Consider the following 12,631-nt stretch of genomic DNA (forward strand, 5'->3'; position numbering starts at 1 on the left):
CTCTTTTTACCGATGGACAAGATGCCGCCATTGTAACTATAGAAACGGCCAAAAACACCAAAACTGTCGCTCAGTTTTGGTTAGTGAATAATTTAAGTTTTGAAAACAATAGATACCTTGCAAATCAGCCATTAACATTAAAAGATTGAAAACTCAGTAAAATTCAAGATACTCTGTTATATAATTGTATTACCTCCTGATGTGACAACTTGTGTTGTTTGATGAATTGTTGAAATATGATCGAATGGGCGATTATTTTCAGCCCCTGCAAGTAAAAGTGTTTGGTAATTTTGCCTTTGCTGTTCGCCAGTGAGCAAATGAATTTAGCTTGTGAATCATTGACTATCTGTGTTTGATGTTCATAGAAGTACCCAGCCACAAAGAAGCAGAGAGATAAGACATTTTGGATAGCGAGAAAATCATGGATACGAAAAGTTTGCCACCCCATATTTTCTTTTAAGAATTTGAATACGGTCTCTATTTTAGAGCGTCTCAAATAACTTTCATAGATAGCAAAAGCATGGTCAAAATCTTTCACCAACTCATTTGTTATGAGCAACATAGGTTCTTTAAATATACTTTTACCCTCACGGTCGAAGACTTTAATTCTAATGATTCGATAGCTATTTTGGCCTAATGTAAGCCCAGTGATAGCAATATCAAGTTGGGCTTGTTGGTAACATTTATTTTTCCAAACGAATTTTTCTAAAGGTTTAACAAAACTATGCGCAAAACTAGCCTCCATGAGTTTGATAGCTTGTTTTTTAGCGTTGGCATCAACTTGAAACTCATCTGAATTGCGATTTGATTTGACTCGTATGACAAAAGTGCTTTGTAGTCGGTCAATATGCTCAAAAGTACTTTGGTCATCGTGACCTCTATCAAGAATATGGCGTATAGCAAGCCCGCCAAACTGCGATTTGAGTGCTTGGTCACAGCGAGTGATTTGTTCAAAAATAATGTCTTGGGCATTAAAACCTGCCCCTACCATCAAGTTATAGTGAGGGTCTGATGTTTAATATGGAGTTGAGTTTAATAAATGAATACTTTTGTCTAGGTCACTGATAACCAAGCTATTGAAAGTGCTATACCCATTAATAATGTCCCCATCAAGGTCTCGTACCTTCCCCAAATCTGGCAAGCTTTTGCTATGAGGTTTGCGGATGTCGCTGCCATCATGGACAAGCTCTATACAATCTTTAAAACCAACCTTAGACATACCCATTGCTAAGGTTTGGGCATTGATAGATTCGGGCGTTACACTATTTTTTAGCCGACCGCTCAACAGATTCCGAAAACGTTCATATTCGTTGCTATCTGAGCTCATTGCCCATAATTGTGTATGTTGAGACGTTAACATCTTTTTTAAAAGTTGCTCGTAGTTTTTTTACAACGTGAATCTTTGATGCCTAATAATAGGCTTGAAATATAGCTATCAAAATTTTCCATAACCAATATTAACTCTCGTAAGAATACTATTCAACGCTATTTTAAACAAAATGCCTACAATAAATTGAAAACCAATACATTATCTTGGCACGAAAGTTTTACTGAGTTTTCAATAAAAGAAGTTTCCAAAGTAGCCACCCAAACAACAAGCGGCCAAGTAAATTTGGTGCGGCGTATAGAAATAGAACAATAACCTTTTTTGATATGGTACATTTTGAAGATGTAGAAAAATACCTGATTGAGATAGCAACTGACTACCTCAAAAGCCAAGGTTTCGAGCATTTGGCAGAAGACCCTGCTTATGTATTTACCCGATTACTTCCGTTTGGATTTGACCAAATCACTTTTGATGTTTCTAAAGTGATTCATGGCAGTAGCATAAAATATGACCTCATCAGGGGATACAAAGATATTGAAAAATACTGGGATAAGTATTTTGAGCAGGCAAGGGGATTTACATTTTTATCTCATTTGCCAACATTAGCCACATTCGGGACCAATGCTATTTGTATTGATAAAAAATATGAAAAATATCCCGACGACGCTATGATGCATGGCGGGGCTGATTTAATTAGATACAACAGCGAGGAAGAGGATATAGTGCGTTATTTCGAGGAGTTCAAATGGCAATATGAGAATCTGATTATCCCCGTTTTGGAAAAGTCGAGAGATGTAAGGTGGTTAGACCAAAAAATAAATACCGAACCATTGAAATTTAATTATTTTGGAGAAATTGGGCCAATAGGATATAGTATTGAATTTCACAAACTCATTATTGCCAAGTTAGCAGGCAATCCTAATTATGAGCAAATCTATCAGCTCGTCAGAGGCACGCTGGTAGAGTGGGCTAATGAAGAAGAGGAAGGCAAAAATATGCTGGCTGCTTTTGATAAAGTCTATGAGGATTTAAAACAGGTAAAGCCTTTGGAAAATCCTATTTTAGAGTGATTATCAAACCCCATCCATCAACCTTTCATGACCTTCAACACATTCAATAATTCATTTCATTTAACCATTTATTTATGTTCAAACACCTTGCTGCTTTTTTCATTATTGCTGTTTTATTTATCGGCTGTAGCTCCAAATCCGAGGAGTGCGTTGCCCCCACCATTGAAAAAAACCTAGTCGGTACGTGGAAAGCCGTCATAGTGGAAGATGGAAAAGCCACTGGCGAGCCTCGCCCCAAACTACAATTTGGGGCGCGCTCGGTCTAGCGTCTCCGACGCCCACTAGCTCACAGTACTAATTTCACCACAATCACTTATCACAATCTTCTTAGAAGTCCGCCCACTCGGGCTGCCGTAGCTTTCGGCTTGTAGCACCACATCCATTCCCTCTATCACTTCCCCAAAAACGACGTGGTTTCCGTCGAGCCATGCGGTAGTTACCGTCGTGATAAAAAACTGAGAACCATTGGTATTGCGGCCTGCATTGGCCATGCTCAATATTCCTGGCCCTGTGTGCTTCAACTGAAAATTTTCATCGGCAAACTTTTCTCCGTAAATAGACTTTCCACCCGTTCCGTTGCCTTTGGTAATATCGCCCCCTTGGAGCATGAAACGAGGAATAATGCGGTGAAAGACGCTTCCTTTGAAGCCAAAACCCTTTTCACCCGTAGCCAACGCTCGGAAATTCTCGGCTGTTTTGGGCACCACATCTGCCCTAAGTTCAAAAATAACTCTACCCAACGGAGCGCCATCGGCGGTAATATCAAAGAAAACTTTTGGATTTGCTGACATCTGTTTTGTACGTTTTAAATAAGCCCTAAAGGTAGCTCTTTCTTCAATTTTCTCCTATTTCTTGGGTTTCGGCCAGTTGAACACATTAAAATAAAAAGCTACTATTTATTGCTCCAATAGAGCTACATTCTAGTAGAAAAAATGAAGCAGGTCTGAGGCTTACTTTGTTTAGTAGTTGCGCAAACGCACAAAGTTGTGCTTCTCCGAAGCAAAGATTTAAAAAAAATCTCTTGCTACTACTACAAATGTTGCACCTCTACCGAGGCTGCTTTAAATTCCTCAAAAACTTTTGATCAAATACTTAAAATGTTTAAACAAAAAAGCTTCCAAAGAGCAATCTATGTCAATATTGAATATTACCAATCCTTAACACGAGTTAGTTACCCACAGATAGGTTAAAAAGAAAGGGCTTCGGCCTTTTACTGAAGTTGTTGTACCATCACCTAAAATGAACGACCTCCATGAAAAAATACCTTTGGGGACTAGGCGCACTGGCCATGACCAGTGGATTAGTCGCTAGTTATCAAAACGATAACCCAAGTCGAGGCGCACAAAACAGCCTCGATAGCGTGTATGCCAAGCTTACGCAAGAGCAAAAACACGACCTAAAGTATGCCACAGGAGCGCTGGAAGTGGCCGATGGCTTGGAAGCTAATCTCTTCGCTTCTGAACCCATGATTACCAACCCTACCAACATCGACATCGACCATCGGGGACGGGTTTGGGTGCTCGAAGCCTACAACTACCGCCCTGCCATTACGGGAAATCCCACCCATACCGAAGGTGACCGCATTCTTATCTTGGAAGATACCAACGGCGACGGCAAAGCTGACCTTAGCAAAGTATTTTATCAAGGGCCAGAAGTGGCCGCTCCACTGGGAGTTTTGGTGATGGGCAATAAGGTACTGGTATCTCAAAGCCCTTATGTGTGGCTCTTTACCGACGAAAACGGTGACGACAAAGCCGACAAAAAAGAAATTATTTTTCAGGGAATCAAAGGCGAACAACACGACCACGGGATGCACGCCTTTACCTTTGGCCCCGACGGAAAACTGTATTTTAACTTTGGAAACGAAGGAAATCAGCTGTTGGACGGCAAAGGTCAACCCGTACTCGACCAAGACGGGCAGCCCATCGACCGCAAAAAATACAAGCAAGGGATGGTGTTCCGCTGCGACCCTGATTTTAAAAATGTAGAAGTACTTGGGCACAATTTCCGCAATAACTACGAAGTGGCCGTGGACAGCTACGGCACCATGTGGCAGTCGGACAACGACGATGATGGCAACAAGGGAGTCCGTATCAATTACGTGATGGAATACGGCAACTACGGCTACACCGACGAGATGACGGGGGCGGGTTGGAGTGCCAATCGCACCAATATCGAAACCGAAATCCCGCACCGCCACTGGCACCTCAACGACCCAGGCGTAGTTCCGAACTTGCTTCAGACGGGCGCAGGCTCGCCTACGGGTATGGTGATTTATGAAGGCGATATGTTGCCAAGTGTTTTTCAAAATCAAATGATTCACTGTGATGCAGGACCAAACGTAGTTCGTTCGTATCCCGTTGAAAAAAATGGCGCGGGCTACAAAGCCAACATGGTAAACGTACTGTACGGCAAACGCAACCAGTGGTTCCGCCCGTCGGATGTGTGCGTGGCTCCTGATGGTTCGCTTTTTGCCGCCGACTGGTACGACCCAGGCGTAGGTGGTCACCAAGCGGGCGATTTGAACCGTGGACGCATCTACCGCATCACGCCCCCAAATACTTCATACAAAACTCCTGCCCACGATTTCACAACGTTGGAAGGTGCGCTCAAAGCTATTCAAAGTCCTAACGTTTCGGTGCGCTATTTGGCGTGGAACAAAATTCGTAGCCTCGGCCAAGCTGCTGAAGGTGAGCTTTCTAAAATGTACCAAACGTCGCCCAACCCCCGCATCAAAGCGCGCGCGTTGTGGTTGTTGAGCAAACTTCCCAACGGGCATTCATACGTCAGTGCGGCTTTAAAAGATGCCAACGCTGATTTACGCATTACCGCCATTCGGGCCGCGCGCCAAATTACGGCCAAAGGAGTATTGCCGTTGACTGTTGAGCAATTGAATCTCTTAGCTTCTGACTCAGAACCGCAGGTCCGTCGTGAAGTGGCATTAGCGATTCGTCATAATACCGACGACCTCGCGGCGGATATTTGGGCTCAATTGGCCAACCGCTACGACGGACAAGACCGCTGGTACCTCGAAGCCTTGGGGGTATCGGCCGATGGTCAATGGGATAAGTTTTTTGGCACTTGGCTCAAACTTGCTGGGCCTAACCCAACTGCCTCAGCCAAAGGAAAAGACCTCGTTTGGCGGGCACGGACGGCAGCTTCGGTGCCGTTGTTGGCCTCGTTGGCGGGTGATAAAAACGTGGCGTTGAAAGACCGTCTTCGTTATTTCAGGGCTTTTGATTTTAACCCAGGGGCTACCGAAAAATCGACGGCGTTGCTGGATTTGATGAAAACCAATACCGACACCGAAATCACTAAATTATGCCTCCGTCACCTCGACCCAGGTTTTGTTAAAACTTCGCCTTTAGCGCAGCAAAACCTTCAAAAACTACTCGACGCCAGCTACGGTACGGGTGAATACATGGATTTGGTACAACGGTTTGAGCCTGCCAGCGAAGCAAAACGGTTGTTGCAACTCGCCCTCGACAAACCCATGCAGCGCGAAGGCCGCGACGCGGCTCGACAGTTGCTGAAACAAGAGCAAACTCCGCTTCTTTGGGCTACCATCAACGGTAAAGACGCCGCCAAAGCCCAAAATACGTTGATTGCACTTCGTGGAATTGGTAGCAAACAATCATTGGACATCCTAAAAACCGTAGCACTAGACCCCAAACGTCCCAAGGCCATTCGGACGGAAGCTACGCGGGCATTGGGCGGAAGTATGGACGGCGAAGACCTCGTGCTTGACTTACTCCAACAAGGTAAAATCGCCAACGATTACAAAGCGGTGGCCGTGCAGGGTGTAAGCGGTGCTTGGCGCAAAAACGTCAAGATTCAGGCGGCCAAATACCTTGACGCAGCTCCAACTAAAACGGGCAAAAAACTCCCTCCTGTCAGCGAGCTAATGACCCTCACAGGAAACATAACCAACGGTAAAACGGTGTTTGCAAACTACTGCGCTATTTGCCACCAAGTCAACGGCGAAGGGTCAGATTTTGGGCCTAAATTATCCGAAATTGGCAGCAAACTTGGCAAAGACGGTCAATACATGGCTATTTTTTACCCAAGTGCGGGGGTAAGTTTTGGCTATGAAGGCTACGAAGTGAAATTCAAAGATGGCAGCACGACAGTCGGAATTGTAGCCAGCAAGACCGAAACTGACTTGCTGCTCAAATTCCCAGGAGGAACTTCCCAAAGCTATAAAATGAGTCAGGTGGTTTCGATGAAAAAACTTGACGAATCGCTGATGACGGCTGGCCTTCACGAATCCATGAGTCAGCAAGAGTTGGTTGATTTAATTGAGTATTTATCCAGTCTTAAACGTAAATAAATGAAAACACTATTTCTAGTTCCAATTCTCACCTTTTGTGCATTTTTTGCCAGTCACGCACAGCCATCAAAGGCCATCAATGTAGCCACCTACAATTTGCGCTACGATACGCCCAACGACGGCCCGAACGCTTGGCCAAACCGCAAAGAAAATGTCAAAGCGCTTGTTCGTTTTCACGAATGGGATATTTTTGGAACACAAGAGGCATTACGACACCAACTTAACGGGGTTGCTGAATTAACTGAATTTGCGTTTGTTGGCAAAGGTCGTGACGACGGAAAAGAAGCAGGCGAGCACTCAGCGATTTTTTACAAAAAAGACCGTTTTAAATTACTCCAATCAGGAGATTTTTGGCTCCGTGAAACCCCCGAAACGCCAGGAAAAGGCTGGGACGCCACTTGCTGTAATCGAATTTGCAGTTGGGCAAAATTCAAAGACCTCAACACCAAAAAAGAGTTTTACTTTTTCAACGTCCACTTCGACCACCAAGGGGTAGAAGCGCGCCGTCAATCGGGGCATTTGATGGTCAAAAAAATGAAGGAAATTGCGGGTAATGCGTTGGTCATTTGCACGGGAGATTTTAACTCAACCCCCGAAACTGAACAAATTCAACTCATGAAAGGCGCACTTAACGATACCCACGATGTATCAGTAACTCCAGCCTATGGTCCCGAAGGAACTTTCAACGCTTTCAAATTCGACGCTCCTATGAAACAGCGCATCGACTATATCTTTGTCAGTTCGCCCATCAAAGTGTTGAAATACGGTGTTTTAACCGATGCCAAAGACCAACGCTATCCATCTGACCATCAGCCTGTAGTTGCCAAAATTATATTTTAAGTAAAGTTTAAGGCTAATTTAATCTTGTTTTAAGAATATTTTTGCAGCTTTGAATATCAAACAAAGGCGTTTGGTACAAGCAAAAGCCTTCTGTTTTTTGTGGTGTTATCAAGGACATTGATACCCGATCCGCCAATTTAGAGTGGGTCGGGTATTTTGTTGTAAAATATCCCTATTTTCACGTACCTTTACTAGCCTAACTCCTCCCTAACCAACCAATATGCTACGTCGTTTTATTACGTCGCTACTGCTTATTTTTGTCGTACTTTCGGTTCATTCCAAAGGACATTTCTCTACTTCATTTTTGGGATTTAATCCGCGCGTTCAAGCACTGGTCTATCAGTATCCCGTCCAAGCCCAATTAATTTTTGACGCAGGAAACGAAGCTAACACCTATACCGACCAGCGCTTTGGGGCGGGTGCGCAGGCACAAAACGACAATAGCTCCAATGCCTTTCGGCACTCGGTTTGGAATGCCTTGGCGGTCAAAAAACTCAAAGATATCGGGGCTACTGAAGCTACGGCTACTGAAGTGGTGAGGCTGTTTACCTCGGCTTACGAATACAACGACGCAGGTACGGCGCTGGTCAAAAATGCTGCTTCCGCCATGGATTTGCACAACAATTTGGTAGGTCGTTCTTTCAAAAACTACACAACCGTCAATCAGCTCCTTGACAGTTTGCATTTAAAAGCCATTGAACCTAAAGTGGTTACGGTTAGTCTTGAACAAAATTTAGCCAGCCATGACGCAGATACCGATACCGCTTGGACACTGCTCGAAAACACCGCAAGTTCGCCGCTGGAGGTGAATAAACTTTTGTACCGAATCGACCCTTGTACAACCGTTTTGCTTTTAAATCACCCCATAACAGAGGCTGTAAAATTTGAAGTGAGCGCAAACATTCAAGCCAAAAACGTCATCACAGCCACGGCAAAAGTGACCTACGACGCCCAAAAATACGTGCAGTTAAACCCAGGTTTTAAGGCCGAAACTGGCAGTGTTTTTACGGCCTATATTGATGGCTGTGGTAATAAATAGGTATTTACCCTTTCACAATTTGGTGTAAAACAGCACTGCCAACGGTGTGGCGGCCTTCAAATGTCACCACTTCTATGTGTGGAATGGCCATTCGTATATCTTCTTCGTACTTTTTGGTATCAATTTGCACCAAATACTCATCTTGCAAACCATACACAAGCGTAGTGGGAACAGTAGCCAGTTTGTTGGGCTCAATCACGTCGGCTATGCCATTCCCAAAAAAGCCCGCCCAAATAAGTAAACGGTCACAGCGAACGTGGTCGCTGTTGAGCCACCGAAGCAAAGTCGCATTTCCCTGCGAAAACCCGAGAAAATTAATGGTCAACGTAGATATATCTCTGCCTTCCAACAGCGTGTCGTACAGGTGATTGAGGTAATAAATATAGTCTGAGATTTCGTGGGTACGTTCTTCTTTCGTCATCCACGTCGCTCCTACCCTACCCGAAACGCCTTCTAGGTAAAACCGAGATAAAGCTTCAGGGGCAACGACAAAGGTTTGGCCGTCGTTCAACACTTCAAATTTTCGGATAAAAAACTGCGCCAATTGTCCGTATCCGTGCAACACAAACCAAACGTTTTGGGTGGACTCGTTGAGTTCGCCCAGCGTAAAATAACGCGCCGTTCGCTTTACCTCTAAGTGATGTTCTTGCATAAAATGAAGTATATTTGTTGGCAATATTCGTACTTAAAACCCGAACCGACAACATGAAATCAAACCTTTTTTTCTACCTTATTTTAGCTGTATTGGTAGTTGTAGATGCGTGGCTGCTCGCTCATCCCAATCTTCTAGGCAAAATAGGGGTAATGATGTTCAAATATGACATGATTAGAACCTTTCCCCGAGCCCTTGCCACGGTAGGGCTTACGGCATTGGTATGCCAAGGGATTGTGCTAGGTCTTCACTTAAAAGCCACCAAAAAGACTACCTTCGCCGTGTTAGGTGCTTTTCTTGTGCTATCTATCGGTATATTAATCAATACTTATTTCAAATTTTCGTCAGGCACTTACGCCATGACCGGCGCAGGTTTTAAAACGGGTGCGCACCTCACGCCGCTGATTTTGATACTTATTTTTGGGAATGGGCTGTACGAAACCTCCTCAAGAAAATAAAAAAACACGCCCCAACTAAAAGTCGAGGCGTGTCCAACCCATACAGCCATTTTAAAAATATTTTGTCTTAACGTAAGATCGCTTGGATAAATTGTGTAACAACTTCTGTTGTTCTAACAACTATATAACATTCAATCCCTTTTAATTAGTTCCCTTACGTCGGTCTCTTCTATCTTCTTTTCGATCGCGAACATCTTCGCGGCGGTCGCGTTTGTCTTCTTTTCGGTCTCTGACGTCCTCGCGGCGGTCACGGCGGTCTTCCAAACGGTCACGACGCCCTCCGTGGTGTCTCGCGTCGCGACGATCTTCCTTCCGATCACGAATATCTTCTTTTCGATCGCGTCGGTCTTCGCGATGATCGCGTTTGTCTTCTCTTCTATCTCTCACATCCTCGCGGCGATCGTGACGGTGATGTTTTCTGTGCTCAAATTTACGGGGTTTTTCCGTTGCCTGAGCCGAGATTGAGATAAATCCAATTAATAACGCGGCAAAAATGAGTTTTGTTTTCATGGTAGCTGATTGTCTAGGTAGATTTCTTAGTGTTCATCCTTTAGACGCAGCATTTTGAAAAAGGTTTAATGACTGCTCATTTTTTTGTTTTTTTATTTCAAAAGCAGTTTGTAAGCTACTCACTGCACGGCCTAAGACCTTCCAAGTTTTAATGCTACGTTAACCAAACTTGGAAGGTCTAACTTCTCCCTTTCAAGACCTTCCAAGTTTTAATGCTACGTTAACCAAACTTGGAAGGTCTAGCTTCTCCCTTTCAAGACCTTCCAAGTTTTTATTCTACGCTATCCAAACTTGGAAGGTCTTCTGATTACCGATTCACTCCTACTTTCAGCCCACCAAACCAAAAACGGCCTTGCGCTGGCTCAAAATAACGGTTGACACTCGCATTTATTTGAACATTCTGAAAATAGGTCTCGTCCAACAAATTATTTACTCCCACAAAAGGTTCAATGTGAAACTTCCGCCACGTCTTTTGCCCCCCTAAACGCAGATTCAAAAGGCTATATCCATTGGCCGTCACGGCATTGGCATCATCGGCATATAGTTGGCTCGCATGGCGTACCTGAGCAATTGCAAATAACCCCGAAGACATAAAATAACGAAGTTCGACCTGCTCCGCGTGTTTAGGAATACCTGGCAACACATTTCCGTCAAATTTCCCCGTGGCGGTTTGGTACTCACGGTAAGTAAAGTCCGAATACGTATAGTTTGAAAACAAGGTTAAACCTTTGGCTAACATGGCATTCAAACTTGCTTCAATTCCCTGCCGTTTTGAACGGCCCGCGTTTCGGTAAAACACCCGTCCCGCTTGGCCCGTAATTTGGTACGGCACCAGTTCGTCCTTTACTTCAATGGTAAACAGCGCCAAATCAGCCCGTACACGCTGTCCAAAATAAGTCTTTGCCCCTATCTCGTAATTCAAGGCTTGCTGCGGATTTAGCTCGGGGTTAAATCCACCCGTTCCAGAAGGGTTATTCGACAACTCACTCATGGTTGGGGTTTCAAAGCTGCTCCCTAAGTTAGAGTACAAATTTACCGCTGGGGATACCTCCCACGAAAGTCCCAACGTAGGATTGATTCGACTATAATTACGGCCACCCGACTGGTCGCCATCCGATATAAAATAATCGGTTGCTTTTAAGCGAATCACGTCCGAACGTAGTCCTACCAGCATCGTTATTTTTTTGTACGATAGCTCTTGAGTAATATACGAGGCAATGTTCTTAAACGATTCCAATTGGTCGAAAGTTAATTTTCCTCTCACCCCCGTCATATTATCGAATCGTCGGCGCGTGTCTCCTTGCGACTCCAAGTCAAGCCCCATCCGAAAACGATAGCTGAGGAAATCAAATTTTTGGGAAAATTGATACTGAAAACTTCCTCCTGCAAAAGTTCGATTGATGGTTCCTGCCCCTGCGGCCTGAAACGCCAAATAATTGGCAAAATCACGTTTTGTCCCAAAAGCACGCACAAAAATCAGGTGGTTACCCATCGTTTTTTCAAACGTGATTCCAATGCGGCCTTGGGTCACCGACTCCCCTGCCAAAAACCGAAGGTTGTTTGGGTGAGCTTGACGACGGTTTTCGGCCACTTGCGCCAGCGTCAAACCGCCTGGGTCATCAGCTACGGGGCTAGTGCCGTAGTTGGCCAACACCGAAAGTCGGGTCAACGAATCAAAATCATAGCGCAGTTTAAGGTTCAAAATCGTATTTTCCATGCGGCTGTTTCCCCGATAACCTTCTGATTGATTACGAGTTGCGACAAACACCATTTGTAGTTTTCTATGTTGAACACCCGTTTTAAAACGCCAACTCCGCAAACCGTACGAACCCACCGTACCTTGTACTTCGGCCAACGGCATTTGGGCCGCATTTTCGGTTTGTAGGCTTATTACCCCTCCCGCTGCATTCCCAAACAACCCCGACGACGGCCCGCGCATCACCTCCAACCGCTGCATTGCTCCCATGTCAAGATTATCCACATCGGCTTGACCGTCGGGTGTGGACTCAGGAATGCCGTCCACGTAGAGGCGAATCCCACGAATCCCAAACGCGGCACGTGCCCCAAATCCCCGAATTGAAATGCGTAAATCTTGGGTATAATTATCTGGATTTTGAGCAAAAAGCCCTGCCACACCTCCCAGCGATTCAAACATCGACAGTTGCGGCTGCCCAATTTGAATCCGCCCGCCGTTGAGCACTGTCAATGCTGCTGGCAAACGTTTTTCATTGATTTCAAGTCGCGTAGCTGTCACGGTCACGGGAGCAAGTTGGCGCAGTAAAACCGTATCTTTTTTCTGAGCTTTTGCAGGCCGCCCCCCAAGGAAAACAAATATTGAAAGGCTTAATAGAATTTTAATAGCCAAGCCCTGTTGTTTTTGTATAAAAATAATCATAAAATTGTTG

Annotated in this window: 12 protein-coding genes; 6 read left to right on the top strand and 6 right to left on the bottom strand. The window is 44.6% G+C overall.

Annotated features, from left to right (window positions below; all coding sequences use genetic code 11):
* Positions 1-163: 163 nt before the first annotated feature.
* A complete protein-coding gene (locus AC23P2_RS28975; protein ID WP_487776480.1) occupies positions 164-991 on the bottom strand; it encodes a transposase in 828 nt (275 codons plus the stop codon).
* 24 nt (positions 992-1,015) lie between these two features.
* On the bottom strand, positions 1,016-1,360 hold the full coding sequence (locus AC23P2_RS28980) for a hypothetical protein (protein ID WP_487776437.1): 345 nt from the start codon (positions 1,358-1,360) through the stop codon (positions 1,016-1,018).
* 293 nt (positions 1,361-1,653) lie between these two features.
* On the opposite strand from AC23P2_RS28980, the gene AC23P2_RS28985 reads away from it, so the two are divergent.
* Both AC23P2_RS28985 and AC23P2_RS28990 read left to right on the top strand, forming a co-directional pair.
* The gene (locus AC23P2_RS28985) at positions 1,654-2,397 is read left to right on the top strand and encodes a hypothetical protein (protein WP_487776438.1); all 744 of its coding nucleotides are present in this window, start codon (positions 1,654-1,656) and stop codon (positions 2,395-2,397) included.
* A gap of 74 nt (positions 2,398-2,471) precedes the next feature.
* Positions 2,472-2,663: a hypothetical protein gene (locus tag AC23P2_RS28990; protein WP_487776439.1), complete on the top strand. Its 192-nt coding sequence runs from the start codon at positions 2,472-2,474 to the stop codon at positions 2,661-2,663.
* Between the two features lie 15 nt (positions 2,664-2,678).
* Here the strand turns inward: AC23P2_RS28990 and AC23P2_RS28995 are convergent, their stop codons facing one another.
* Positions 2,679-3,188, bottom strand: a complete 510-nt coding sequence (locus tag AC23P2_RS28995; protein ID WP_487776440.1) for a peptidylprolyl isomerase — start codon at positions 3,186-3,188, stop codon at positions 2,679-2,681.
* A gap of 461 nt (positions 3,189-3,649) precedes the next feature.
* Between AC23P2_RS28995 and AC23P2_RS29000 the strand changes: the two genes are divergently transcribed.
* From AC23P2_RS29000 to AC23P2_RS29010, 3 genes are all read left to right on the top strand, one after another.
* The gene (locus tag AC23P2_RS29000; protein WP_487776441.1) at positions 3,650-6,727 is read left to right on the top strand and encodes a PVC-type heme-binding CxxCH protein; all 3,078 of its coding nucleotides are present in this window, start codon (positions 3,650-3,652) and stop codon (positions 6,725-6,727) included.
* Positions 6,728-7,567 carry an endonuclease/exonuclease/phosphatase family protein gene (locus AC23P2_RS29005; RefSeq protein ID WP_487776442.1) on the top strand — a complete coding sequence of 280 codons (840 nt, stop codon included), beginning with the start codon at positions 6,728-6,730 and terminating at the stop codon, positions 7,565-7,567. It begins immediately after the preceding gene.
* Between the two features lie 220 nt (positions 7,568-7,787).
* Positions 7,788-8,606 carry a DUF6973 domain-containing protein gene (locus tag AC23P2_RS29010; protein ID WP_487776443.1) on the top strand — a complete coding sequence of 273 codons (819 nt, stop codon included), beginning with the start codon at positions 7,788-7,790 and terminating at the stop codon, positions 8,604-8,606.
* A gap of 4 nt (positions 8,607-8,610) precedes the next feature.
* On the opposite strand, the gene AC23P2_RS29015 is transcribed toward AC23P2_RS29010, so the two are convergent.
* Positions 8,611-9,258 carry an alpha/beta hydrolase gene (locus AC23P2_RS29015; protein WP_487776444.1) on the bottom strand — a complete coding sequence of 216 codons (648 nt, stop codon included), beginning with the start codon at positions 9,256-9,258 and terminating at the stop codon, positions 8,611-8,613.
* A gap of 53 nt (positions 9,259-9,311) precedes the next feature.
* Between AC23P2_RS29015 and AC23P2_RS29020 the strand changes: the two genes are divergently transcribed.
* On the top strand, positions 9,312-9,716 hold the full coding sequence (locus AC23P2_RS29020) for a hypothetical protein (RefSeq protein WP_487776445.1): 405 nt from the start codon (positions 9,312-9,314) through the stop codon (positions 9,714-9,716).
* 141 nt (positions 9,717-9,857) lie between these two features.
* Here the strand turns inward: AC23P2_RS29020 and AC23P2_RS29025 are convergent, their stop codons facing one another.
* Complete coding sequence (locus tag AC23P2_RS29025; RefSeq protein WP_164489995.1) at positions 9,858-10,103, bottom strand: hypothetical protein; 246 nt, start codon at positions 10,101-10,103, stop codon at positions 9,858-9,860.
* A 430-nt stretch (positions 10,104-10,533) separates the two neighbouring features.
* A complete protein-coding gene (locus AC23P2_RS29030) occupies positions 10,534-12,621 on the bottom strand; it encodes a TonB-dependent receptor family protein (protein ID WP_487776446.1) in 2,088 nt (695 codons plus the stop codon).
* Positions 12,622-12,631: the final 10 nt, after the last annotated feature.

The organism is Runella sp. R0.1_18 (assembly GCF_057652155.1).

What these genes read in the sequence shown, in the direction of transcription:
- AC23P2_RS28975 (WP_487776480.1), bottom strand. Translation starts at nt 991, where the DNA reads ATGGTAGGGGCAGGTTTTAATGCCCAAGACATTATTTTTGAACAAATC.
- AC23P2_RS28980 (WP_487776437.1), bottom strand. Translation starts at nt 1,360, where the DNA reads ATGTTAACGTCTCAACATACACAATTATGGGCAATGAGCTCAGATAGC.
- AC23P2_RS28985 (WP_487776438.1), top strand. Translation starts at nt 1,654, where the DNA reads ATGGTACATTTTGAAGATGTAGAAAAATACCTGATTGAGATAGCAACT.
- AC23P2_RS28990 (WP_487776439.1), top strand. Translation starts at nt 2,472, where the DNA reads ATGTTCAAACACCTTGCTGCTTTTTTCATTATTGCTGTTTTATTTATC.
- AC23P2_RS28995 (WP_487776440.1), bottom strand. Translation starts at nt 3,188, where the DNA reads ATGTCAGCAAATCCAAAAGTTTTCTTTGATATTACCGCCGATGGCGCT.
- AC23P2_RS29000 (WP_487776441.1), top strand. Translation starts at nt 3,650, where the DNA reads ATGAAAAAATACCTTTGGGGACTAGGCGCACTGGCCATGACCAGTGGA.
- AC23P2_RS29005 (WP_487776442.1), top strand. Translation starts at nt 6,728, where the DNA reads ATGAAAACACTATTTCTAGTTCCAATTCTCACCTTTTGTGCATTTTTT.
- AC23P2_RS29010 (WP_487776443.1), top strand. Translation starts at nt 7,788, where the DNA reads ATGCTACGTCGTTTTATTACGTCGCTACTGCTTATTTTTGTCGTACTT.
- AC23P2_RS29015 (WP_487776444.1), bottom strand. Translation starts at nt 9,258, where the DNA reads ATGCAAGAACATCACTTAGAGGTAAAGCGAACGGCGCGTTATTTTACG.
- AC23P2_RS29020 (WP_487776445.1), top strand. Translation starts at nt 9,312, where the DNA reads ATGAAATCAAACCTTTTTTTCTACCTTATTTTAGCTGTATTGGTAGTT.
- AC23P2_RS29030 (WP_487776446.1), bottom strand. Translation starts at nt 12,621, where the DNA reads ATGATTATTTTTATACAAAAACAACAGGGCTTGGCTATTAAAATTCTA.